Source organism: Priestia sp. TGN 0903, from assembly GCF_050846855.1.
GTDB classification, from domain to species: Bacteria; Bacillota; Bacilli; order Bacillales; family Bacillaceae_H; genus Priestia; species Priestia zanthoxyli.
On record NZ_JBOZGL010000011.1, the window covers coordinates 16645 to 42147 of the forward strand.

22 protein-coding genes and 1 tRNA gene are annotated in these 25503 nt (G+C 38.5%); 18 read left to right on the top strand and 5 right to left on the bottom strand.

All coding sequences use genetic code 11. The annotated features are described in order from the left end of the window. Window positions 1-94: 94 nt before the first annotated feature. The 4 genes from ACRPLY_RS24220 to ACRPLY_RS24235 all read left to right on the top strand — a co-directional run bounded on the left by ACRPLY_RS24220 (window position 95) and on the right by ACRPLY_RS24235 (window position 2741). A tRNA-Val gene (locus ACRPLY_RS24220) sits at window positions 95-166 on the top strand. A 168-nt stretch (window positions 167-334) separates the two neighbouring features. Further along, window positions 335-1780, top strand: coding sequence for a DEAD/DEAH box helicase (locus ACRPLY_RS24225; RefSeq protein ID WP_034269394.1), 1446 nt, complete (start codon window positions 335-337; stop codon window positions 1778-1780). 64 nt (window positions 1781-1844) lie between these two features. Further along, complete coding sequence (locus ACRPLY_RS24230; protein ID WP_028412324.1) at window positions 1845-2474, top strand: copper homeostasis protein CutC; 630 nt, start codon at window positions 1845-1847, stop codon at window positions 2472-2474. 129 nt (window positions 2475-2603) lie between these two features. Then, window positions 2604-2741, top strand: coding sequence for a hypothetical protein (locus ACRPLY_RS24235; RefSeq protein WP_186806731.1), 138 nt, complete (start codon window positions 2604-2606; stop codon window positions 2739-2741). 69 nt (window positions 2742-2810) lie between these two features. Here ACRPLY_RS24235 and ACRPLY_RS24240 read toward each other — a convergent pair whose 3' ends face one another. Further along, window positions 2811-4202, bottom strand: coding sequence for an amino acid permease (locus ACRPLY_RS24240; protein ID WP_028412323.1), 1392 nt, complete (start codon window positions 4200-4202; stop codon window positions 2811-2813). A gap of 446 nt (window positions 4203-4648) precedes the next feature. Between ACRPLY_RS24240 and ACRPLY_RS24245 the strand changes: the two genes are divergently transcribed. From ACRPLY_RS24245 to lrgB, 12 genes are all read left to right on the top strand, one after another. Next, window positions 4649-4987 (top strand): general stress protein, encoded by a 339-nt coding sequence (locus ACRPLY_RS24245; protein ID WP_028412322.1) that lies wholly within the window; start codon window positions 4649-4651, stop codon window positions 4985-4987. A gap of 284 nt (window positions 4988-5271) precedes the next feature. After that, on the top strand, window positions 5272-5994 hold the full coding sequence (locus ACRPLY_RS24250; protein ID WP_325077134.1) for an MBL fold metallo-hydrolase: 723 nt from the start codon (window positions 5272-5274) through the stop codon (window positions 5992-5994). Between the two features lie 4 nt (window positions 5995-5998). Next, on the top strand, window positions 5999-6577 hold the full coding sequence (locus ACRPLY_RS24255; protein ID WP_028412320.1) for a TetR/AcrR family transcriptional regulator: 579 nt from the start codon (window positions 5999-6001) through the stop codon (window positions 6575-6577). 259 nt (window positions 6578-6836) lie between these two features. Beyond that, window positions 6837-8786 carry a BglG family transcription antiterminator gene (locus tag ACRPLY_RS24260; protein WP_028412319.1) on the top strand — a complete coding sequence of 650 codons (1950 nt, stop codon included), beginning with the start codon at window positions 6837-6839 and terminating at the stop codon, window positions 8784-8786. 159 nt (window positions 8787-8945) lie between these two features. Then, window positions 8946-9251, top strand: coding sequence for a PTS sugar transporter subunit IIB (locus ACRPLY_RS24265; protein ID WP_028412318.1), 306 nt, complete (start codon window positions 8946-8948; stop codon window positions 9249-9251). Between the two features lie 13 nt (window positions 9252-9264). Then, a complete protein-coding gene (gene celB / locus ACRPLY_RS24270) occupies window positions 9265-10623 on the top strand; it encodes a PTS cellobiose transporter subunit IIC (protein ID WP_028412317.1) in 1359 nt (452 codons plus the stop codon). 13 nt (window positions 10624-10636) lie between these two features. Continuing rightward, window positions 10637-10966: a PTS lactose/cellobiose transporter subunit IIA gene (locus ACRPLY_RS24275; RefSeq protein ID WP_028412316.1), complete on the top strand. Its 330-nt coding sequence runs from the start codon at window positions 10637-10639 to the stop codon at window positions 10964-10966. Next, complete coding sequence (locus ACRPLY_RS24280; protein ID WP_028412315.1) at window positions 10963-12291, top strand: 6-phospho-beta-glucosidase; 1329 nt, start codon at window positions 10963-10965, stop codon at window positions 12289-12291. The genes ACRPLY_RS24275 and ACRPLY_RS24280 overlap by 4 nt, the downstream gene beginning before the upstream one ends. Before the next feature lie 119 nt (window positions 12292-12410). Continuing rightward, window positions 12411-14162, top strand: coding sequence for a sensor histidine kinase (locus tag ACRPLY_RS24285; protein WP_224979841.1), 1752 nt, complete (start codon window positions 12411-12413; stop codon window positions 14160-14162). Between the two features lies 1 nt (window position 14163). Continuing rightward, complete coding sequence (locus ACRPLY_RS24290; protein WP_033578087.1) at window positions 14164-14904, top strand: LytR/AlgR family response regulator transcription factor; 741 nt, start codon at window positions 14164-14166, stop codon at window positions 14902-14904. A gap of 162 nt (window positions 14905-15066) precedes the next feature. Continuing rightward, window positions 15067-15501: an antiholin-like murein hydrolase modulator LrgA gene (gene lrgA / locus ACRPLY_RS24295; protein ID WP_028412310.1), complete on the top strand. Its 435-nt coding sequence runs from the start codon at window positions 15067-15069 to the stop codon at window positions 15499-15501. Window positions 15502-15534: 33 nt separating this feature from the next. Next, on the top strand, window positions 15535-16215 hold the full coding sequence (gene lrgB, locus ACRPLY_RS24300; RefSeq protein ID WP_028412309.1) for an antiholin-like protein LrgB: 681 nt from the start codon (window positions 15535-15537) through the stop codon (window positions 16213-16215). Window positions 16216-16266: 51 nt separating this feature from the next. Here the strand turns inward: lrgB and ACRPLY_RS24305 are convergent, their stop codons facing one another. Next, complete coding sequence (locus tag ACRPLY_RS24305) at window positions 16267-16701, bottom strand: hypothetical protein (protein ID WP_033578088.1); 435 nt, start codon at window positions 16699-16701, stop codon at window positions 16267-16269. A gap of 337 nt (window positions 16702-17038) precedes the next feature. Here ACRPLY_RS24305 and nirB point away from each other — a divergent pair, with 337 nt between their 5' ends. Together nirB and nasC are read left to right on the top strand one after the other, a co-directional pair. Continuing rightward, the gene (gene nirB / locus ACRPLY_RS24310; RefSeq protein ID WP_224979842.1) at window positions 17039-19384 is read left to right on the top strand and encodes a nitrite reductase large subunit NirB; all 2346 of its coding nucleotides are present in this window, start codon (window positions 17039-17041) and stop codon (window positions 19382-19384) included. Between the two features lie 19 nt (window positions 19385-19403). Next, entirely contained in the window at window positions 19404-21554 is a 2151-nt protein-coding gene (gene nasC, locus ACRPLY_RS24315) for an assimilatory nitrate reductase catalytic subunit NasC (protein WP_224979843.1), read from the top strand. A gap of 49 nt (window positions 21555-21603) precedes the next feature. Here the strand turns inward: nasC and ACRPLY_RS24320 are convergent, their stop codons facing one another. From ACRPLY_RS24320 to alsS, 3 genes are all read right to left on the bottom strand, one after another. Then, window positions 21604-22785 carry an MFS transporter gene (locus ACRPLY_RS24320; protein WP_224979844.1) on the bottom strand — a complete coding sequence of 394 codons (1182 nt, stop codon included), beginning with the start codon at window positions 22783-22785 and terminating at the stop codon, window positions 21604-21606. A gap of 237 nt (window positions 22786-23022) precedes the next feature. Beyond that, window positions 23023-23736 (bottom strand): acetolactate decarboxylase, encoded by a 714-nt coding sequence (gene budA, locus ACRPLY_RS24325; protein ID WP_028412303.1) that lies wholly within the window; start codon window positions 23734-23736, stop codon window positions 23023-23025. A 16-nt stretch (window positions 23737-23752) separates the two neighbouring features. After that, window positions 23753-25432: an acetolactate synthase AlsS gene (gene alsS / locus ACRPLY_RS24330; protein ID WP_432232140.1), complete on the bottom strand. Its 1680-nt coding sequence runs from the start codon at window positions 25430-25432 to the stop codon at window positions 23753-23755. Window positions 25433-25503 lie beyond the last annotated feature (71 nt).

Sequence of the window (25503 nt, forward strand, 5' to 3'; positions counted from 1 at the left end):
CAAAAGTAAAGACGGTTCTTCCAACTTGGGGACTGTGGAAAAATAGTTGACAAAATTGGATAACTCTTTCTATAATATAGTCAATACATATCACGAGCGATTAGTTCAGTGGGAGAATACATCCTTGACAGGGATGGGGTCGGGGGTTCGAATCCCTCATCGCTCATACCAAAGCCGTTTTCTTATTAATAAGAGAGCGGCTTTTCTCTTTGGCTTAACAAACCAATGCTATATTAAATCTTGAGCGCGCATAGAAGAATTAAAGTATAATGAAACATAGTGCATCAGGTCATGATAAAGATAATCACTAATTTAAAATAAATGAGGGTACAAAATGAATCAAAGAAGTTTTAGTCAATATGGTCTTAGTGACAAGGTAGCTAAGGCGCTTTCTAGCCTGCAATACAATCATCCTACGGAAGTACAAAGTAAGGTGCTTCCCATTGCGCTAGAAGAAAGAGATGTGGTCGTGAAGTCTCAAACAGGAAGTGGAAAAACGGCTTCCTTCGGCATTCCACTGTGTGAATTAGTTAACTGGGAAGAAAATAAGCCCCAAGCCTTAGTGTTAACACCTACACGAGAGCTGGCTGCGCAGGTAAAAGAAGATATTACAAATATCGGCCGTTTTAAGCGAATTAAAGCAGCAGCTGTTTACGGAAAATCACCGTTTGCAAAGCAAAAAGTAGAATTAAAGCAAAAAACACATATTGTTGTAGGTACGCCTGGACGAGTGCTTGATCATATAGAAAAAGAAACGCTGGCATTAGAGAAAATTCGTTATTTGGTTATTGATGAAGCAGATGAAATGCTAAATATGGGTTTTATTGACCAAGTGGAAGCGATTATTCAACATCTTCCTAGTGAGCGTGTAACGATGCTTTTCTCGGCTACGCTTCCGGAAGATATTGAAGAACTGTCTCGCAAATATATGAAGAAGCCGGTTGATGTTGAAATCAAAGCGAACGGATTAACAACAAGCACGATTGACCATTCTGTTATAACAGTACAAAATGAACGTAAATTTGAACTGCTGAAAGACGTAACTACAGTAGAAAATCCGGACAGCTGCATCATTTTTTGCCGCACGCAAGAGCAGGTAAATACGCTGTTAGATGATTTAGATGATCTTGGATATCCTTGTGATAAAATTCATGGGGCAATGGTGCAAGAAGACCGTTTTGAGGTTATGAATGATTTCAAAAAAGGGAAATTCCGCTATTTAGTAGCAACAGATGTAGCTGCGAGAGGAATTGATATTGATAATATCACGCACGTTATTAACTATGACCTTCCGTTGGAAAAAGAAAGCTACGTTCACCGTACGGGAAGAACGGGACGTGCCGGTAAAAAAGGGAAGGCTATCACATTTGTAACGCCTTATGAAGAGAGAATGCTATCGGAAATTGAAGAATATATTGGTTTTTCGATTCCAGTATCTACTCCTCCTTCTAAAGAAGAAGTACAGCAGGCAGCATTCGCTTTTAATGAAAAAATTAATGAGCGTCCAGAAGTTAAAAAAGATAAAAGCGAGTCATTAAATAAAGACATTATGAAGCTGTATTTTAACGGAGGAAAGAAAAAGAAAATTCGAGCGGTCGATTTTGTAGGAACAATCGCAAAATTAGACGGAGTAACCGCAGACGATATTGGAATTATTACGATTCAAGAAAATGTCTCGTATGTAGAGATTCTGAATGGAAAAGGTCCCAAAGTGTTGCAAGCAATGAAAAACAAAACAATTAAAGGAAAGAAATTAAAAGTTCATAAAGCGATTAAATAATAAAGGGAAGTCCATCTTTTTAAAGATGGGCTTTATTTATACAGCCAATAAAGGAGTTGAGAGTATGAAGTACATAAAAGAAGCGTGTGTAGAAGGGTATGAGCAGGCAAAAAAAGCGGAAAAGCTAGGAGCAGACCGCATTGAATTGTGTGACAATCTCAGTCAAGGAGGCACTACGCCAAGTTACGGCACCATTCAACATGCAAGTGAACATCTTGATACAGATATCAACGTGATTATTCGCCCAAGAAGCGGGAACTTTGTATATTCGGAAGCAGAATTTCAAATTATGAAAAAAGACGTTAAAGCATGTAAAGACCTTGGAGTAAACGGAGTAGTATTCGGCATATTAACAGAAAAAAATGAAATCGATCACGGACGCACTAAAGAATTAATAGCAGAAGCTCGTCCTTTAAGCGTTACGTTTCATATGGCATTTGATGAGATTAATGATAAATACAAAGCCATTGATATACTTAGTGAAATGGGAGCAGACCGCATTTTGACCAAAGGTGGGAAAGGGTCTGCTTTGCAAAACTTGCAGGTGATCCGAGAACTGATCACATACGCCAATGACCGTCTTATTATTTTGCCCGGCGGAGGAATTCATGAAGGCAACGCAGATCGGGTTATAAAAGACACACAGGCGACTGAATTACACGGAACAAAAATTGTAGGAGATTTATCGGGTTAAATAAAAAGAGGCTGGGACAAAAGTATGTTAGTCAAAGTGAAAAACGAACCACTAATCAACATGTTTGATTGGTGGTTCGTTTTTTTGTGATGGTAAATATAGTTTTATGTGTTTCGTTCCTTCTAGCAGGTGATTGGAGGGCAAGGCGAAGACTCCTGCGGGAACAGCGGAATAGATGAGACCCCGCAGGAGCACAAGCGACGAGGAGGCTCAGCGCCCGCCCGCGGAAAGCGAAGCCTTGCACGGAAATCAACTGCGGTGTCATAAGCAGTCCAGCTCATCTATCTCACTTGTTCATCTTTAGGTTGGATTCATTTCGTTATGTCTCAACCTCTTTTATTTTGATGTGTTTTCTTTTGCTGCTAAGCCGCTCGTCATTTTGGTACGCTGAAAGAAAAACGAACCTACGACGAGTAAAGCAATTAAAAGAGTTAAAAAGAACTGCGAACGCAATGAATCAATAAATGCCATGGCAATAAAGATACTAGTGATGGCAAGGATTGTAGCGTAAGTTAAGTAAGGAAACAACCACATTTTAATTTTTAATGCTTCAGGGTTTTCTTTTTCATATTTTTTTCTCATTTTAATTTGTGAAAATGCAATAACGAGGTACACAAGAAGGGCTACGCCGCCTGATGCATTCACTAAGAACAAAAAGATTTTATCTGGCGAAATATAGTTAAAGATGACGCTGATGTACGAAATAACTGTACATGCTAATATCGCGCTAACCGGTACGCCTTTTTTATTTAATTTTGAAAAGCTTTTTGGCGCATTACCATTTTGAGACATGGAAAACAGCATACGAGAGCTTGTATACAAACCAGAATTCAGACAAGAAAGGACAGCTGTTAAAATAATAAAGTTCATAATTTGAGCGGCGGCCGGTATGTTTACTAATTCAAGAATAGAGACAAATGGGCTTTTCATTAGGCTTGATGAATTCCACGGAAGAACGGTTACTAAAATAAAAATAGATCCTAAATAGAAAAATAAAATACGATAAATAACGGTATTGGTCGCAATGGTAATGGCTTTTTCAGGTTGAGAAGATTCACCTGCCGCGGTTGCAACAATTTCTGTTCCCATAAAGGAGAACATGACAAGGGCGATTCCTAAAAATACAGAGCTAATTCCATTCGGTAAAAAGCCGCCTTTATGCAAAAGATTGGAAGTGCCGGGAGAATCAATTCCTGGAATGAATCCACAAATAATAGCAATACCTAAAAGTAAAAAAAGAACGATACTGACAACTTTAATGAGAGAAAACCAATATTCAAATTCTCCGAAAGATTTAACAGAGTACAGATTGGTCATCGTTAATAAAAAAGTAAGAGTCAGACTAACTCCCCAAGACGGTAAAGACGGGAACCAGTATTGAATAATATTTGCACCTGCAATGGCTTCAACAGCAATAACGATAACCCAGAAAAACCAGTAGAGCCAGCCAATTGTGTAGCCGGCCCAAGGGCCTAATGCCTCTTTTGCATAAGTGGAAAACGAACCGCTGGAAGGATTTGCAGTAGACATTTCTCCAAGCATTCGCATGACTAAAATAACGAGTAAACCAGCAAATGCGTACGAAAAAATAGAGCCGGGTCCAGCGGTGTTAATGAGTGATCCGCTTCCAATAAACAATCCAGCGCCAATAATTCCTCCAAGAGAAATCATGGTGATATGCCGGATCTTTAACTCTTTTTTTAACTGTGGCTGTGGATGGCTGTTCATTTGTAACCTCCTATATAACCTGAATTTTTAGTTAATACGGAGAATTATAGTATGTTATAGGGTGCAAGGACAGGATGTTGTTAGAAGTTCTTTCATATAAAAAACCGGATATGAATGGTTACATTCATATCCGGCTTACTCTGACACAGACATTCATTATGCGTAGAAAGTACCTGATTAGCGCCTTTTTTCTTTATTATGGTAAGCAATGCAGATGAAGTTCTTATGAATGTTAGCTGAAAATAAGCTGAAGGATCGTTTTAGATCCGTTAATAAAAAGAGGTATATATTTAATTAAAAGATAATATGGAATAAGTTTCAAACTCTCTTTAAAGCGCTAAATGCGGGTTTTCCTTTCTGAAAACGGGTATATATAGTAGTAAGAAGTACATTCTTTTACTAAGTATAAAAGAAAGATGTGCGATAGAAACAGGAGGTTATAAATAATGAAACATGTTGAAGTAGTAGAAAACGGAGCGAATATTAACGAAGCAGTTAATCAATTTGCAGATAAAGGTTTTGAGAAAAATGAAGTATACGTGTTTACCTATGACAAGGAAAATTCTAAAAATTTAACTGAAGTAACGGACACAAATATTATTCGACTGTCTGAAGAAGGTCCTTTACATTCAGCAGCGAGTTTATTTTTAACAAGAGAAGATGAGCTTCGAACAAAAATGGCTTCGCTAGGCTTATCAAAAGACGAAACTAAAAAATATGAAGAAGAGTTAAAGAAAGGCAGTGCGATTGTAGTGGCTGCTACGGGAGAAAGAAAAGACGTTTAATTTTAATAGAGGCTAGGGCAAAAGTAGTTTAGTTAAAGTAAGATCCGAACGCGGTTGATTCTCTATCAAGAATCAGCCGCGTTCGGATTTTTTTATGGGGACGGTGTAACAAGTGATCTATACGAGCTCCTTTATTCCATTTGTTCGTCTTTAAATTCACTCTATTTCGTTATGTCTCACACTCTTTTTTGTTTTTCCCAATATATGATTGATAAAACTAATGGTATTAGTTAAAATAAAAACTAATACCATTAGTTTTTATTTTGATAATAGGGGATGAGGAAATGAGAATAGTTCGTGAGAAAATGTTGTATCAATTGACGTTTTTGCCTCGATTTTTTCCAGTGAATTGTTATTTAGTCGAAGAGAAAGACAGTCTTACGTTAATTGATGCGGCTCTTCCTTACAGCGCGTCAGGTATTTTGAAAGCTGCAGATCAAATTGGAAAACCGATTACTCGAATTGTTTTTACTCATACTCATGAAGATCACATCGGAGCAATTGATAATGTGAAGAAAAGTTTGCCGAATGCTTCTGTTTATATGTCGCAAAGAGATTATCGATTATTTTCAGGAGACTTTACACTCAATTCTGAAGAACCTCAAAACCCAATCCGTGGAGGAATACCAAAACTAGGAAAGATTTCAACTAAAATTGATCATTTCATCGAAGAAGAGTCTTATATAGGCTCACTTGCTCCTATTTTTACACCTGGACATACACCTGGGTCTATGTCTTTTTTAGACCGGAGAACAAACGCATTAATTGCGGGAGATTCTTTCCAAGTGCGGGGAGGAGTTGCCGTATCAGGTCAGTTAAAACCGCTGTTTCCGTTTCCTGCCTTTGGAACGTGGAGCAAAGAGCTAGCGCTTAAAAGTGCAGAAAAGCTATATGAATTAAACCCGTCACTTCTTGCTGTTGGACACGGAAGAATGCTTTCTCAACCGCTAAAAATGATGGAAAAAGCAATACAACAAGCAAAAGTAAAAATAGAAAAGAGGAGATGAAGGGATGTCGCCACGACAAGGACTAGATTTCAAAAAGGTTATTCAAACAGGTGAAAATTTGGCCAATCGTGAAGGGTTTTATGCTGTTACAATTGCTTCATTAGCCAAAGAATTAGATGTTCGCCCTCCGTCTTTGTATAATCATATAAAAGGGTTAGAAGAGCTGCGCAAAGAACTGGCTTTAAGCGGACTGCAGCAGCTACACTATCTTCTAAAAAGTGCTGTTGAACATGCTTCTGCAGAAGACGCTGTTTATCAGCTAAGTAAAGCGTACGTTTCATTTGTAAGAAAGTCTCCCGGAATATACGAAGCAACGGCAACGGTGGCACCAACGATACAGGATAAAGAAGTACAAAAAGCATCTGATAACATCGTATTTTTAGTGCTGGAGGTGTTAAAACCGTATCATCTTCCGGAAAGTGAAGCCCTTCATGCTGTTAGAAGTCTCCGCAGCATTTTACATGGATTTTCTTCTTTGGAGCAAAAAGGGGGATTTGGAATGCCGTTGAGTACTGATGAGACACTAGATTTTTTAATTCGTACGTTTGTATTGGGGCTACACCGGTATGAACAGACCCCATAAATTTCATTAATGCCACTAAGCCTAACGCTTTAGTGGAAATTGAAAAAAAACAGAAAGAATGATAGATTACAAATAAAGACATTTATTCCTATTGTTTTAGGGTTGTTACTGATGAAGCAGGCAAAACCTAAGCTGCAAGGACAGAAAAGGTAGTTTCTGTTTGTTGCTGTTTAGGTATTTTTTGCTTTTGTTTAAAATAACCAGCTCTTTTAATTTATTTTATAAAGAGGAAATCTTCTGAGAATGGAGAGAAACAAACATGCTTAATTCAAGAATGATCGTCATATTAAGAGAACTAATGTCCGTACAGTCTACATTATCAACCGTTACGAGCGAATATTTAGCAACAGTAAATCAGGTATCTTCTCGAACTATTCGAACGGATATAAAACAGTTAGATGACATGTTGTCTCAGTACGGGGCCAAAATTAAATCAGCTCGAGGGACGGGATATGAACTTAGCGTTTTAGATGAAAAACAATTTCATCAGCTATTAAAAGAACTTTCGGCTAATCAATTATTTGATTCAACTTCTATTCCAACCGTTCCTGATGACCGCGTGCATTATTTAATTAAAAGACTGCTGCTAGCAGACGAATATTTGAAGCTCGAAGATTTAGCAGACGAGTTGTATATTAGTAAATCAACGGTTCAAAACGATTTAAGAGATGTTAAAAAACAGCTGTGTAAGTATGATATTCTTTTAGAAAAACGTCCTAACTATGGCTTGAAAGCTAAAGGGGACGAAATGAAAATGAGATTCTGTATGTCTGAGTACATATTTAACCGAAAAGATAAAGAAGTAGATATGGTATACAATGAAATATCCATCCTGCCCCAAGAATCAATCTTAACGATTAAAGCCCACATTTTAAATCAAATAAAACGATACAATATTATGGTTTCAGATATTGGATTAAATAATTTAATCATTCATTTAGCAATAGCTTGTAAGCGAATACAAGAAGAAAATTTTATCTCTTTGTATTCAGAAGACTTGCTTGAAATTATGGAGCATAAAGAATATGAAGTAGCAGCTGAAATTGTGAGGGAAATTGAAAAGGCCTTCAAGATTCGTTTTCCGAAATCAGAAACAGCGTATATCGCCATTCATTTGTTAGGTACAAAAATGCTCAACAATAGCAATCATGAAGACAAAGAAGTAAAGCAGTTTATTGCCGCAGATATTTATGAATTAACAGCGGCTATATTAGAAGCAATTGAAAAAGAACTTCATTTAGGAATTAGTGAAGATTCAGAGCTGATTCTTGGCATGAGTTTACATTTGAAACCGGCAATCAACCGCTATAAATATGGAATGAATCTGCGAAACCCGATGCTTGAAGGAATTAAGAGTCATTACCCTCTTGCTTTTGAAGCTGGAATTATTGCTGGGAAGGTTTTAAAAAATCGCCTTGAAATTGACATGCATGAAACGGAAATTGGCTATTTAGCTTTACATATTGGAGGGGCCATTGAACGTCGGAAAATTATCAATCAGCCTAAGCGCTGTTTGATTGTATGCGCATCGGGAGTAGGGAGTGCCAAGCTATTATCATATAAGCTGCAGGCTACGTTTGGATTAAATCTTACTATTTTAGGAACAACTCAGTATTATAAGCTTCACCAAATGTCGCTGCACTCTTTAGATTTTATTGTTAGTACCATTCCAATTCCAGAGGATCTTCCTGTTCCTGTAGTACAAGTAAGTACAATTCTAGGAAACAATGATTTTAAAAAAATTGAATGTTTAATGAAGAATAAACCGCAGTCTTCGTTAGAATACACGAAAAAAGAATTAGTATATTTACAGCAAGAATTTCAAACAAGAGAAGAAGTGCTTCATTTTTTAGGAGAGAAATTAACTCATCTAGGACTAGTTCCTTTTCAATTTATAGAATCTGTTTTTGAAAGAGAAGCTGCATCCCCAACAAGTTTTGGCAATCTCGTTGCGATTCCGCATCCTATGGTTCCTCAAACCGATACGACGTTTTGGGCCATTTGCACGTTAAAAAAACCGATTATGTGGGAAGGAAATCTTGTGCAATTTATTTGTCTTTTAAGTGTAAAAGCGAATAATCAAGGCGATTTGCAGAAGATGTACAGTTTGTTGGTTCGCGTTGTGGATGACAAGCAGGTCGTGCAGCGCTTAGTAAAGTGCAAGGATTATGAGGAGTTTATAGAGGTATTTATGAAAAATATTAGATAAAAGAAGTCCAAGAGAGGGGCTTCTTCTTTTATCTGAATGTTCAAACATAATTTTTCCGTTACTAACGGAAAAAGGTTGTGTATAAATGTAAGCGCTTTTATTTTAAGATAAAACTATCAACAAAACAGATAGCAAAATAAAAAAACGGGGGAATGACAGATGAATATTCTATTATGTTGTGCAGCTGGAATGTCTACAAGTTTACTAGTAACAAAAATGGAAAAAAGTGCTCAGGACCAAAGCACGGAGTATAAAATTTGGGCAGTTCCTGGTGACTCTGTTCGCAACCATATTGATCAAGCAGATGTACTGTTATTAGGACCTCAAGTGCGCTACTTGCTGCCGCAGCTTAAGAAGCTAGGTGAAGAAAAAGGAGTGCCAGTTGACGTTATAAATCCTGTTCACTACGGAACGTGTAATGGAGAACAAGTGTTAAAATTTGCAGCTCAACTAGTTTCAAAATAGGAGTGTGGACTACATGAGCAAATTTAATAGTATGCTTGAAAGCAAAGTAATGCCTATCGCCGGGAAAATGGCAGGTCAACGCCATTTACAAGCACTTCGAGACGGTATTGTTCTAACAATGCCGCTCATTATTATCGGTTCCGTATTTTTAATACTATCGAATTTACCGATACCAGGTTACAACGACTTTATGGCAGGGATTTTCGGAAAAGAATGGGCCACAAAAATGGCGTATCCAGTTGGAGCTACATTCGATATTATGGCGCTGCTTGCTTGTTTCGGAATAGCCTATCGATTAGCTGAAAAATATGGAGTAGACGCTTTGTCCGCAGGTGCTATTTCACTTGCTGCCTTTTTACTTGCTACTCCGTATAAAGTGTCGTTTCTCCCAAGCGGCGCTAAAGAAGCTATTTTAGTAGACGGCGGAATTCCAACCGCTTTAATGGGAAGTAAAGGACTTTTCGTAGCAATGATTGTCGCGATTCTCTCTACGGAAATTTACAGATGGTTTATTCAAAAAGATATTGTCATCAAGATGCCTGATGGAGTTCCACCCGCTGTTGGAAAATCGTTTGCCGCTCTTATTCCTGGCTTCACGGTAATAGCATTTATTTGGATTTTACGTTTGTTAGTAGAACAAACGCATTTTGGAAGTCTGCATAATATCGTTGGAGAATTGCTTGGAAAGCCTTTAGGTGTGTTAGGCGGCAGTTTAGGCGGTACGCTAGTTGCCGAGCTTGTTATTATGCTCATGTGGTCTTGTGGACTTCATGGAGCGAATATTGTCGGTGGAATTATGGCTCCAATTTGGTATGGAGCTATGGATGAAAACAGAATTGCATTTGCTAACCATGAAGCATTACCCAATATTTTCACACAGCAGTTCTTTGACATTTGGATTAATATCGGAGGCAGCGGAGCGACACTAGCTCTAGTCGTTGCCATGATTTTAAAAGCGCGCAGTCAACAAATGAAGCAGCTTGGTAAATTAGGAATAGGGCCAGCTCTTTTTAATATCAATGAGCCGATTATCTTTGGACTTCCGATGGTGATGAATCCAATGATGCTTATTCCGTTTATTATTACCCCTCTTGTGACGGTAGTAGCAACCTATATTGCCATGTCGACAGGACTGGTAGCAAAACCAGCAGGTATTGCGGTTCCTTGGACCATGCCTCCGATTATTTCTGGCTATTTGGCCACAGGAGGAAAATTATCGGGTGCAGTTATGCAAGCTATTAACATCGGCATTTCTGTTTGCATTTATTATCCTTTCTTTAGAATGTGGGATAAACAAAAATTCACTGAAGAACATGGTATACAGCCTGCAGTTGAAGGGGTACCAAGTGATACACAGAAAGATATTGTGTGAGGAGGGATAAAGAATGGAAAGCGTTCAAGAATATATTTTTAAATTAATCTTACACGGTGGAAACGGCAGAAGTTCAGCAATGGAAGCGATAGCGGCTGCCAAAAAGGGAGATTTTTCAGAAGCGCGTGAAAAGCTTACACAAGCTGGGGAAGAATTAAATGCTGCTCATCATATCCAAACGTCGTTAATTCAAGGAGAAATTAGAGGGGATAGCACAGAAATTTCTCTGCTCATGATTCATGCTCAAGATCATTTAATGAATGCGATGACGGTAAAAGAAATGGCTACTGAATTTGTAGATTTATATGAAGCAATCAAAATTTCTGGGGGGATTACATTATGACAAAAGGTATTAAAATTGTAACGATTGGCGGAGGTTCAAGCTATACGCCTGAACTAATAGAAGGGTTTATTAAACGATATGATGAACTTCCAGTTCGAGAACTGTGGCTAGTAGACGTGGAAGAAGGAAAAGAAAAATTAGAGATTGTTGGAAATTTAGCGAAGAGAATGGTGAAAAAATCAGGTTTGCCAATCGAGGTTCATTTAACGTTAAATCGAAGAGAAGCACTAAAAGATGCGGATTTCGTAACAACTCAATTTCGCGTTGGCTTGTTAGATGCACGAGCGAAAGATGAAAGAATCCCGCTTAAATACGGGGTGCTCGGTCAAGAAACAAACGGACCGGGAGGATTATTTAAAGGACTTCGCACCATTCCCGTTATTTTAGATATCTGCCGTGACATTGAAGAGTTATGTCCAGAAGCTTGGCTGATTAACTTCACAAATCCTGCTGGCATGGTAACAGAAGCTGTGCTTCGCTATAGTAACATTAAAAAGATTGTAGGACTTTGTAATGTGCCAATCGGAATGGAAATGGGGATTGCTAAGCTGCTTGATGTAGACCACTCTCGCATTCGAATTGATTTTGCTGGTTTAAATCACATGGTCTACGGATTAGATGTATATGTAGATGGTGTAAGTGTCAAAGATCAAGTTATTGATTTATTGAGTGATCCAACTAACAGCAGCTTTGTGAAAAATGTAGCAGGACTTGGATGGGAGCCAGAATTCACAAAAGCGCTAAATGCGTTAACGTGTCCATATCACATGTACTATTACAAAACGCGTGAAATGGTAGAAAAAGAGCTTGTTAATTATGAAAAAGGTGAAACCAGAGCAGAAGTCGTGAAACAGTTGGAAAAAGAGCTGTTTGAACTGTACAAAGATCCTAACCTAGACATTAAACCGCCTCAATTAGAACAGCGCGGAGGTGCTTATTATAGTGATGCAGCGGTTCGATTGATTACATCCATTTATACGGATAAAGGCGATATTCAACCTGTAAACACAGTGAACAATGGCGCTATTGCAAGCATTCCAGCTGATTCTGCTGTAGAAGTAAGCTGTATCATTACAAAAGATGGTCCAAAGCCAATTTCAGTCGGCGATCTTCCCGTACCTGTCCGCGGTCTTGTTCAAACCATTAAGTCATTTGAGCGGATTGCTGCTGAAGCAGCAGTGACAGGAGAGTATGACAAAGCTATTTTAGCATTAACCATTAATCCTCTTGTTGCTTCTGATAAACTAGCTAAACAAATTGTCGATGAGATGTTAGAAGCTCATAAAGATTACTTGCCTCAATTTTTTAAAACGGTTCAAGCTTAAAGTCAAGCTGTTCGAATACAGTACGTATTCGAACAGCTTTTTCTGTTTATACAGCTAGATTTCTGACACCATCAATGTAACAATATAAAATAGAAACAGACAGCAAAGGGTGGCTAGAAATGATTCATTTATTAATTATGATGGTAGAACGAGTCGGAGTTATTGTCATTATAGGTTTTTTGCTAGCACATACAAAAGTTTTTCGGCAATTTCTCCGTAAACAGCAAGGTTATAAGGGAAAAGCTGTACTTATTTTTATTTTTTCTCTTTTTAGCATTATTAGTAACTACACGGGAATTGAAATTCAAGGAACGATTATTCGAAATGAAGATTTATTATTAAAAGTAGATCCATCAAGCTCCATTGCAAATACGCGGATTATGGGTGTGGAAATGGGCGGTCTGCTTGGCGGTCCTTTTGTTGGTTTAGGAGTAGGACTACTTGCCGGCGTTCATCGCTTTATGTTAGGTGGGAGTACGGCGTTTAGCTGCGCTGTTTCATCCGTTTTGGCAGGAGTGTTAACTGGATATATCGGTTATGCCTACCGGAAAAAACATCGAACGATTACACCGCGCTTTGCTGCACTTGTAGGCATAGCGATGGAAACGCTTCAGATGCTGATTATTTTATTATTTGCTAAACCGTTTGATTCGGCATGGACGCTAGTGAGTATTATTGCTATTCCAATGATTATTGTAAATGGTACGGGAAGCTATATTTTCTTATCTATTATTCAGTCCATTTTACGGCAAGAGGAACAAATGAGAGCGCTTCAGACACACAAAGTATTATTAATCGCGGATCAAACTCTTCCGCATTTTCGGCAGGGTCTCACTAGTGAATCATGTGAAAATGTTGCAAATATTATTCATCGCTTCACAGGTACGGACGCTGTTTCGTTAACGGATACGCACAAAATTTTAGCTCATGTGGGAGAAGGAATTGATCACCATGTTCCTTCGCACAGTTTAATTACCGGGCTGTCTCACGAAGTGCTGAAGACGGGAAAAATTATGAAAGCAAAATCGAGAGAACAAATTGATTGTCAGCATAAAGACTGCCCGCTTCATGCCGCAATTGTAATGCCGCTTACTTCTCACGGTACTACCATTGGAACACTAAAAATGTACTTTAAAGATGCAAGCGGGTTAAGCCGGGTGGAGGAAGAGCTGGCAGAAGGATTGGCCAAACTTTTTTCAACTCAGCTAGAGCTCGGCGAAGCAGAGCTTCGAAGTAAATTGCTAAAAGATGCGGAGATTAAAGCTTTACAGGCACAGGTGAATCCTCACTTTTTATTTAATGCCATTAATACGATATCGGCGCTGTGCAGACAGGACGTAGAAAAAGCTAGAAAACTGCTACTGCAACTAAGCGTTTATTTTCGTTCTAATTTGCAAGGTGCAAGGCAGCTGTTGATTCCGTTATCAAAAGAGCTTGACCATGTTCACGCGTACTTATCGCTTGAACAAGCCAGATTCCCTAATAAATACGAAATTGAGATGTATATTGAAGAAGGACTAGATGATGTCTTGCTTCCGCCGTTTATTCTTCAAGTACTTGTGGAAAATGCCATTCGGCACGCGTTTCCGCGCAAACAAAAACACTGTCGCGTAGAAGTTTATATTGAGACAAAAGATAAATATGTATACGTAAAGGTAAAAGACAATGGACAAGGTATAGACACAAAACGATTGGAACTGCTTGGCAATGAGCCTGTTTTTTCAGAAAAAGGAACGGGGACGGCTCTTTACAATATTAAACAACGTTTACATGGATTGTTTGGAAAAGAAACGACACTGGAGTTTGACGTAACAGAGGGAACAGCAGTTTCGTTTGTTATACCAATTGAATTAAAAAGCGAGGGTATGTAATATGCTGCGAGTACTAATAGTAGACGATGAAATGTTAGCGCGAGATGAATTAAAATATTTACTCCACCGAACGAAAGAAGTAGACTTCATTGAAGAAGCTGAAAGTATCGAAGAGGCGTTGGATAAAATGATGGATGAAAAGCCGGATTTATTATTCTTAGATATACAATTGTCAGATGACAGCGGTTTTGATATTGCGAAAAGACTTAAAAAAATGAAAAACCCGCCTGCTATTATATTTGCAACTGCGTACGATCAGTACGCTTTACAAGCCTTTGAAGTAGATGCAATTGACTATATTTTGAAGCCTTTTGATGAAGAAAGAGTGGTGCAGGCCATTCATAAATATAAAAAAATGCGTGTTCCTCATCACGCTGTTAAAGAAGAAGAACCGATAGGAGAGTCTTCTTCTCAAACGGGAAAGTTAGCGATTTCTGTAGACGATTCAATTGTGTTAGTAAATATAGAGGACATCTTGTTTGTAGGGCTAATAGAAGGAGAAGTTACCATTCAAACCATAACCGAATCCTATCATACTGCAGATACGCTGGCTATGCTAGAAAAAAAGCTCCCTTCTCAGTCGTTTGTTCGTGTGCACCGGGGTTATATCGTCAACGTACATCATATTTCCGAAGTACAGCCATGGTTTAATTCCACGTATAATTTAGTGATGAAAAACGATAAGCGAGTTCCTGTCAGCCGTACATATGCTAAAGAATTGAAGAAGCGTTTAGGAATTTAAGTAAGAAACAGCTTGCGTATGCATTTTAGCAGGCTGTTTTTTGCATTTCAAGGCTCGATTTTTGTAAGTGAGCACAAATATTCGACTCTTTGATTTGAAAACGCTTTCTAACGTGTTTTCATTTTATATAATGAAGTCAACAAACAGAGAGAGGTGAAAGAAATGAGTGCTAAAAAAGTGTATGGCTTTTTAACACAAGCATTTATTTTTTCCGTAATTATGTTGATTTCAGATTTTATTGCAGAGCATTTGCCTTTTCCGATGCCAGCTTCAGTTATTGGACTTGTGCTGTTATTTCTTGCACTCTGCTTGAAGATTATTAAACTAGAGCAAGTTGAATCACTGGGAACGGCTTTAACTTCTTTGATCGGATTTTTATTTGTACCAGCAGGTATTTCTGTTATGAATTCATTAGGTGTTATGCAGCAGTACGGCATTCAAATTTGTTTAGTTATCATCGTGGCAACGATTATTTTGTTAGGCGTTACAGGCTTATTTTCACAGCTTATACTTGGCATGACAAAAGATAATAAAGCAAAAGAAGAAATAAAAGATGTAGATATGAGTGAAAAAACAAAAAAACAGGGCATTGCGTAATATCAATTATAAAGAGACAAGGTGGTTGGAAAGATGAATCCGTATTTTGGAATCGTGGTTTCTTTAGCTGCGTACGGTATTGGAACGTATTTATTTAAAAAGTCAAAAGGGTTTTTCTTATTTACTCCTTTATTTGTGGCAATGGTGCTCGGGATTGCTTTTTTGAAACTTGGTCACTTTTCTTATGAGGAGTACAGTAGCGGCGGAAAAATTATTAGCTTCTTTTTAGAACCGGCAACAATTGCTTTTGCCATCCCTTTATATAAGCAAGCCGATAAATTAAAAAAGTACTGGTGGCAAATTCTTTCTTCTATTGCGGTAGGGTCAGTTTGTTCGGTAGCGATTATTTTTGCGATTGCTAAAGGTATTCATATGGATGAAGTCGTGATGAAATCAATGCTTCCACAAGCAGCTACAACAGCGATTGCGCTGCCATTGTCTCAAGATATTGGAGGGATTCCTGCTATTACTTCCTTTGCTGTTATTTTTAATGCAGTCATTGTATATGCACTGGGCGCTTTATTTTTAAAAGTATTCAAGGTGAAGAATCCAATTTCGAAAGGATTAGCTCTTGGGACTTCTGGGCATGCGCTGGGAGTAGCCGTAGGGATTGAAATGGGAGAAGTAGAGGCAGCCATGGCAAGTATTGCAGTTGTTATTGTAGGTGTCGTCACAGTTGCCGTTATTCCACTTTTTGTTCAGCTAGTCATGTAATAAAAGCCTGAAGATGTCAGAAAACCTCTGACTTCTTCAGGCTTTTATTTGTTAATACACCACTCCAAAATGTCGTGATGCGCAGTTTTGGCAGGTTGTATGGTCAAAAAGACTCTCAGGAATGATAAATTCAAAACAAAATTGACATTGTTTGAATTGACTTTGTCTATAAAACATTGTCTCTAAGAAAATAGCTGTAATATGTTCGGTTATACGCTTATGGGAACGTTGTTCTAAAGTGGACCACGGAATAGACTGATGCTCTATGTAAATCGGAGAAGAAGTATAGGGTGTATCCCATTGAATGGCTTGATATCCAAACGTAAGGCCATGACGTGCTGCTGATGTAAATATGATCAGGTTTTGATGGAATTCTGGTAGAGGTAATTCTAGTTTTTGATCTTTAAGCGATCTCGTTTTGGAATGAAGGTTATACAATTTAATTTGAAAATGAATCCACTGAGTGGCGTGAACGGTTATTGACATGTTTTAAACCTCCAATTCAGACTCTTTCTTTTATCATAATTGATTTCAAAATAAATAAATAGTAGGCAAAAAGAAGATAACAAAATTTTATATAGAGTACTTATAAAGCGTAGAGAAAGGTAATGCAAGCACAGCATCCTTTTTTCTACCCCTTTTTAAAGCAGATTAATCTTCTATATAAAAGCCTGCTTTCAGCGAAAGGTATCGGCGTATTCATACGCTTTAAACAGATTTTAATGTTAGAAGTTATAACAAGGTTCATTTCTTTTAGAGAAGTTTATGAAATAATAAAAAATGTATATTTTACGGTCTGAATCTATGTGTTGGAGGTTTTTATATGACGAAACAAAAGCTGATAGTAATCGGAAACGGAATGGCGGGAATGCGCTGTATTGAAGAAATTCTTATTCATTCTCCAGATTGTTTTGATATTACTGTTTTTGGAAGTGAGCCTCACGTTAACTATAATCGAATTTTATTATCAACCGTTTTACAAGGCAGTACAAAGCTTGAAGATATTAACATTCATTCTTTTGCATGGTATAACGAAAATAATATCACTTTATTTAAAGGAGAAAGTGTTACGCACATAGACACCAAGAGAAAAATAATAAAAACAGATAAAAACAGAGAGACGATGTACGACAAGCTTATTATTGCTACCGGTTCGAGCCCGTATATGCTCCCCGTTAAAGGGGCTGAAAAAGAAGGGGTCCTCGGTTTTCGTACCATCGAAGACTGTCGAAAAATGATTGAAATTTCTAAACGGTATAAAAAAGCAGCGGTTATTGGAGGGGGTCTGTTAGGGCTGGAAGCTGCTAGAGGACTATTAAATTTAGGAATGGATGTTCAAGTTATTCATCATTCGGGTTTTTTAATGGAGCGACAGCTAGACAGAGCAGCATCTGCTATGTTAAGAGAAGAATTGGAAAAGCAAGGCATGAGTTTTCTATTAAACAAACATACGGATGAGATTATAGGGGAAAACCGAGTAGAAGGCGTCCGATTTAATGATAACAGCAAAATTGCAGCTGATTTAGTTGTAATGGCTACAGGAGTGAGGCCAAATGTGAATCTAGCTAAAAAAAGCGGAATAGAAACAAATAGAGCAATTATCGTAAATGATTATTTAGAAACGAGCATCCCGGATATCTATGCAGTAGGTGAATGCGCTGAACATCGAGGGATCACATACGGCCTTGTTGCTCCTCTTTACGAACAAGGAAAAGTCTTAGCGCGACACCTTTGCCAAATGAAAAATGAGGGTTATGGCGGGTCCGTTCTTTCCACTCAGTTAAAAATATCAGGAATAGACGTTTATTCGGTCGGAGAGTTTAAGGAAAATCAAGGTGCAAAAGCTATTACGATTTCTAATATGTTAGATGGTATATACAAAAAAGTAGTTTTTCGCGAAGGGAAAATAGTGGGAGCCGTTCTTTTTGGGGATACCAGTGAGGCTATAAAGCTATCACAAATGATTAGTGAAAAAAAGGATTTGTCGCAAGCGGAAAAAGTACAATTATTTCCTTCTCAATATGAAAAGGAAAATGCAGCAGCTTCTATGTCAGTTACAGATATGGTATGTAACTGTAACGGTGTAACCAAGGGAGGTATTATTGAAGCAGTACAGAAACATGATTTAACGACAGTAGATGAAATAAAAAATTGCACGAAAGCTTCTGGTTCATGCGGAGGATGCAAGCCCCTTGTAACAGATCTTTTAACGTATATTCAAAGCGATGAATTTGATGAAAACATTGAACAAAAAACCTTTTGTGCTTGTACACATCTATCAGAAGATGAGCTGGTAAGAGAAATGCAGCAATATCAATTTGAAACGGTTCAGCAAGTAAGAGAAATGTTAAAGTTTAAAGACATGAAAGGCTGCTCGTTATGTGAAGGCGGTCTTCATTACTATTTAAATATGATGAATCCTCATTATGAAAATAATCGACATTCTTTATTTACTACGGAGAATGAACAGGCCGTTTTGCTTCATGACGGTACTTATGCAGTGGTACCGCAAATTCACGGTGGTCTGACAAATGTACAGGAATTAAGGAACATAGCAAATGTAGCTGAAAGGTACAACATCTCGAATATTCGTTTAACAAGTGATCAGCGCATTCAACTTATTGGAGTGAAAAAAGAATATCTTTCGTTGATAAGTGAGGAAATAGATAGAGGACTTCAGCAGCTATATGAACGTACAGTTAAAAATGTATCTGTTTATATAGGAAAAGGAACGTGTATTTGTCAGTATGAACCTGCTCTTGCTTTATCAAATGAATTAGACAAACAGCTTGAATACGTAAAGACCCCATGCGATATCAAAATCAGTATTGCTTCTTGTTTTCACATTACAGAGGATGTCACAACAAGTGATATAGGATTAAGAAGAATAGACAGAGGTTGGGAAATATATGCTGGCGGAAGCAGCACAGAAGCCAGAAGCGGGGAGCTGTTTTATGTGGCCGAAACGAACGAAGAAGCGATAGAAATCAGCTGTTCTTTGATTCAATATTACCGTGAAACGGGAAACTATTTAGAAGCTGTCGGCAGCTGGATCGAGCGAGTAGGAATTGTTCATGTCAGAGAAGTTTTGTTTGAGGCAGACAATCGAGAGTATTTAATGAAGCAGCTCAGCTCAGAACGCTCTCGTGCAATCACATATTTATTATAGGAAAGAAGGGTGACCTACGATGACTGAGATGCTGTTGAAATATTTTCGTGAGCAGCAAAAGCAAGTTGAAACCGAGCGTATCTATAATACGCAGTGTCCTTACTGCAGCATGCAGTGCAAAATGCAGTTAGTTGAACAAACACATGTAAAAAGAAAAACGTATAAAACAATTGGAAGAGACAACCCTACTTCTCAAGGAAGATTATGTATCAAAGGAATGAATGCGCACCAGCATCCTTTGCATAAAGATCGGATTCAATATCCTTTGTTAAAAGTAAACGGAGAGTTTGTAAAGATTTCTTGGAGGGAAGCTCTTGACTATATTAAAGAGCACGTTACAGAGATTCAAGAGAAGAATGGAGCAGATGCGCTAGGTGTTTATGGAAGTGCCTCTATTACAAATGAAGAAGCTTATTTATTAGGGAAATTTGCTCGAGTTGCGTTAAAAACAAAGTATATTGATTACAATGGACGCTTATGTATGTCAGCTGCTGCTTCTGCTGCTAGTAAAACATTTGGCATGGACCGAGGATTTACGAATAGCTTACAAGAGATTCCGTTTACTGAATGTATTATGTTAGCTGGAACAAATATTGCGGAATGCCAGCCAACGATTATGCCTTATTTTGAAAAAGCAAAAGAAAACGGAGCTTTTATTATTGCTATTGATCCAAGAGAGACAGGTACAACTAAAATAGCTGATTTACACCTGAAGCTTAAACCGGGGAGCGACGCGGCATTAGCCAATGGAATCTTGAAGGTCATTATCGAAGAAAATTATCTAGATGAACGATTTCTACAAGAACGTGTTAATGGATTTGAAGAGGTAATGCAATATGTGGCGTCTCTAGAATTTAGTGTCATTGAAGAAATAACGGGAGTGCCGCTTGAGAAAATGTATCAAGCTGCCCGTATGTTTGGTCAAAGAGAAACAGGAATGATTTTTACTGCTAGAGGGGTAGAGCAGCAAACAGACGGGAGTGCTGCTGTGCAGAACTTTTTGAATATTCTACTTTCTGTCGGGAAAATCGGTAAACCCCGCTGCGGATATGGAGCCATTACTGGTCAAGGAAATGGGCAGGGAGCCCGAGAACACGGTCAAAAAGCAGATCAGCTTCCAGGCTACCGTTCAATCGAAAATCACGAGCATCGGATGTATATAGCAGATGTTTGGAACATAGAGGAGAAAGATCTTCCTAGAAAAGGTGTTTCTGCATATGAAATGATTGAAAAAATTCATGACGGTGAAATTAAAGGGCTGTTTCTGGTATGTTCAAATCCAACCGTTTCAAATCCAAACGCTAATTTTGTTAAGAAGGCTTTTGAAAAGCTTGAATTTCTAGTGGTAGCAGATATGTTTGAATCAGAAACGGCAAAATTAGCAAACTTAATTTTACCAGCGTCCTCTTATTTGGAAGATGAAGGAACGATGACAAATGTAGAGGGAAGAGTTACATTGCGCGAAGCTAGCTTTCCGCGCCGTGGCGAAATCAAACACGACTGGGAAATACTATGTGAAATTGCTAAAGTTTTAAGGAAAGAAGAATATTTTTCGTTTTCATCAGCTGAAGAAATATTTAATGAACTGCGAATAGCAAGTAAAGGAGGAATCGCGGATTACTCCGGTATTACGTACGAACGATTACGAGCGGAAAAAGGAATTTTATGGCCATGCAGAAGCTTAACAGATAAAGGAACCGAGCGCCTGTTTGAAACACGTTTTGCTCATAGTGATGGAAAGGCGATGATGGTCCCTGTCTCGAATCAAGCTATTGTTCCTAAAGCAAAAATAACGAAAAAATATCCTCTCTATTTAACAACAGGGAGAGTGGTGTCACACTATTTAACGGGTGTACAAACGCGAAAAAGTGCATCTTTATCTGCTAGAAATTTCGAATCTTTTATGGAAATTCACCCTTCAACAGCGAAAAAATATGAAATATCGAATCAAGAATTAGTACAAATTGAATCTTCATATGGAAGGATTGTGGTAAGAAGTAAATTTTCAGAGGGCATTCGGCCAGATACCGTATTTGTTCCTTTTCACTGGGCGGATTCTCAAAATGTTAATAACCTTGTTTCTGAGAAATTAGATCCCGCCTGTAAGATGCCTGGCTTTAAAGTAAGTGCCGTGAATATTAGCCCTTCTGTAAAAAGAAGCAGTTATTAAAAATGCTGATGCAAAAAGCCTCTTGCAAAAAGAGGCTTTTTACGTGGAATCAGGCAAGGTGCTTTTGGTTAATACGTACATCTTGTTTTTTGAATCCAGAATAATTCAGTAAGAGACAGAATAGAGCAAAAAGCGCTAGTAAGGGAAAACCGACAACGTAATCTCCGCTTGTATCTTTTATAAAGCCTAGCACAATAGGAGGGAAAAAGCCGCCTACTCCTCCGAATGCTCCTACGATCCCCGTAACAGCTCCAATATTTCCTGTTGAAACAGATGGAACCATTTTAAAAACAGCTCCATTTCCGATACCAAGGGTAATGGCTGCAAGTAAGCAACCTGCGCTGAATAGCGCGAAGGAGCTGATGGTAAAGGCGATAAATAATCCTATTAGCAGCATTCCGGTAAAGACAAAGGTGAGTACTTTTTTTGCTCCGAATACATCCGATAAATATCCTCCAAGAGGCCGTACAAACGTTGCTAATACAACAAAAATAGCTGTTTTCAGCCCGCTGTCTACGGTTGATGCATTAAATTGATCGTGCAAAATGGTAGGGAGATAGATGCTGAATGTGACAAATCCACCGAATGTTAAAAAATAGAAAACGGACAAAAACCACGTTTCTCTAAATTTTAATACCGATAAAGATTCCTGCAGCGTTTTAGGAGAAGCAGCAGAAGGGTGGTCTGAAGTTCCTACCCATAATAAAAGAGCCATTAAAGCTACCGCAATTGCTAAACTCCAAAATACCCAAGGCAAGCCAAAAGAAGAAAAGATAAGTGGAATACTAAAGCTTGCTACCGCTGATCCTAAGTTGCCCATCCCGGCAATTCCTAAAATAAAACCTTGCTTTTGAGGTGAATACCATTTAGAGACATATGTAATGGAAATAGCAAATGTTGTTCCAGCCATGCCGATAAAAAATGCCCAAAAGAGCAGCATGGAGTAAGAATGAGTAAAGCCTGCACAAATGGTAGGGAGTAAAAGAGCAAGCATTGTTAACGAATACACTTTTCTTCCGCCGAAGCGATCTGTTAAAATTCCCATCGGAATCCGCATGAGTGAACCTAATAAGACGGGAGTGGCAATTAAGATACTTTTTTCAGCATTGGTTAATGAATACATCACTTGAATATCTGCGGCGATAGGCGCGAAGACAGACCATACTGAAAAAGCAATAATCATAGATAAAGTCGAGATAAGAAGTACAGATAAGGGCCGTTTAGAAAACATTGCTTAAAAACCTCCTTTTTTATATACAGCGTAAAGCTGTTGCAATATGGTAATTATGATACTACGCTTTCTTTCTTATGTATCATTCTGTGTTAGGCTTTCTTCCGTGGTTTTATGGGAGACCTATATTACTAATAGAAATGGGAGGAAACTTAAAGATACACGAAATGTTCATAAAAAAACTCTCATCGTCATGCGCAGCGATGAGAGTTTTTTTATCAGTAAAAGTATCGTTGCTTATTCAGCCGTCGCAATTTCTTCTTCTACATCATGGTCTTCTAAATTAGCATTTAGAAATTCACTTGTTTCCGATAAATTGAGATTTAATTTCGTTTTTTTGCAAATTTGAATGGTAACATCTTGAACGGAGACGTCTAAAACATGTCCACCTTCTTTTTTATATTCATCAATAAAGTGCAGGTGATACCCGGGAACACCGATGCCTGAAGAATATTCTGGCGTGTAAAAACCTGCTAGTGTTCCATTTACATCTGAAGATGTAAATGTAGGCTGATCAGCAGCTGCATCTACCATGGAAGGATAGGGTTTCTCTTGCTTTGCAACAGTGCGAGTTTTTACTTCTTTAAACTTCCCGTCAATACGAACTGCATAGAATAAATTCGGACTGGGAATAAGCTCGTTCATTAAGGTTTCTAGTTGTTCACGGTTCATTTCCTCTTCTACACGATAAGAGATATCTTCATAAAAGGTTGTCATAATGGCAAAAGGTGTTTTTGCATCTTCACTAATAGGTGCGGCTTTCCCATCAGCAATGTGATAAAATTCTCCGTCAAAGGCAATCATTTCACCATCCAGCTGATTAAACGTGCCGATGCCGAAATCACCTTTCTTAGCTAAATCCCTGTATGTGACAACACCGTCAAATACTCCGTCCAATAAAGCAATCATAGTGGAAGTTTGGTGAATCGTTAATTTTTCTTTATTGCTCATTCTTTACTCAGTCCTTTCAGTTAATTTGATCTGGCAGTAGCTGTGTATTTAATTTTTCATTATCTTTATAATCTACAGGCACGTCGATGATAACGGGGCCTTGTTCACGAAAAGCGCTTGCTAGAGTGTCCGAAAATTCTTCTGGTGAGTTCACTCTAAATCCTTTGGCACCAAAACTTTCAGCAAGCGTAACAAAGTCTACACTCCCGAACTCTACCGCAGATTTTCGGCCATATTTAATCTGCTGTTGAAAGCCAACCATATCGTAGGTTTGATCGTTCCAGATAATGTGAACAATTGGTAAGTTTAACCGAACGGCTGTCTCGAGCTCCATAGCTGAAAATAAAAACCCGCCGTCTCCAGACATGGACAGAACTTTTTTATGGGGGCGAACGAGTGCAGCTGAAATAGCCCAAGGCAAAGCAACACCTAGCGTTTGCATGCCGTTGCTGAATAGTAAATGCTGAGGTTCATAGGAACGAAAATAACGAGCCATCCATATGTAATGCGAACCAACGTCACATGTGATGGTAGTATCATCTTCAACAAAGTCCTGCAGAGCTTCAATTAACTGTAGGGGATGAAGGTGAGTGTCATTAGAAAACTCGTACTGATCGTCAGGTTGTTCAAGTTTGCTTTTTAGCGTTTTTAAAAAAGAAGCACTTTCTGTTGAACGTATTAAATGTGGGAGTTTATCCGTTAATATGTCGATGGTGCTTGGGATATCCCCTACTAACTCAATTTCCGGCTGATAATGGTGGTCAGCTTGTGCTTGTACATCATCTAAATGAATAATGCTTCTTTGACTTTCTGAGTTCCAAAGAGAAGGAGGGTATTCAATTGGGTCATATCCGATTGTTAAGACGACGTCAGCATGCTTCAATAAGACGTCTCCAGGCTGATTGCGAAAAAGACCTACTCGTCCAAAAAAGTGAGTTTCAAGCTCTCGTGAAACAGCTCCCGCACCTTGGAACGTTTCTACGACAGGAAGGTCATGTTCTGCTACGAGTTGACGGATTGATTCCACTGCTTTAGATTTACTTGCTCTCATACCTAAAAGTAAAACAGGTAGTTTTGCTGTGCGAATAGTGTGTATAGCTTGGGCAACAGCGTCTAAATTAGCAGCGCCAATCGTAGGAGTTTTTAGAAAGGATAGAGTGGAAGCTGATGTTTCGCCATCCATTACATCCTGCGGCAAGCTGACAAAAGATGCTCCTGAAGGAGAAGAAACAGCTTCACGAAAGGCGTCTGTTATCACTTCTGGAACGTTTGCAGCATCTTCTACCTCAACGCTGAATTTGGCGATAGATTTAAATAGTCCTTCATTGTCCATTGATTGATGCGTCTTTTTTAATCGATCTGCTCTTGGAACGGCTCCTGCTAGGGCTACCACTGGATCACCTTCAGAAGTAGCAGTGACAAGGCCAGTGGCTAAATTAGCGGCACCTGGACCTGATGTGACAAGGCAAACGCCCGGCGTACCTGTCAATCTTCCCATAGCAGCTGCCATAAACGCAGCATTTTGTTCGTGGCGGCAAACAATTACTTCCGGTCCTTTTTCTTTCAAAACATCAAATACGCCATCAATTTTGGCTCTTGGAATGCCAAAAATATAAGGCACATTCTGACTTGCCAAACTTTCTACTAGTAAATCGGCGCCTTTTTTTGTTTCGGTAGTATCAGCATTACTCATCATGCATTCTCTCCTTTAAGTTTCTTAAATAAGTTTTAAGGCCTACTGATTGAATACCCAATTTGTATGACAAC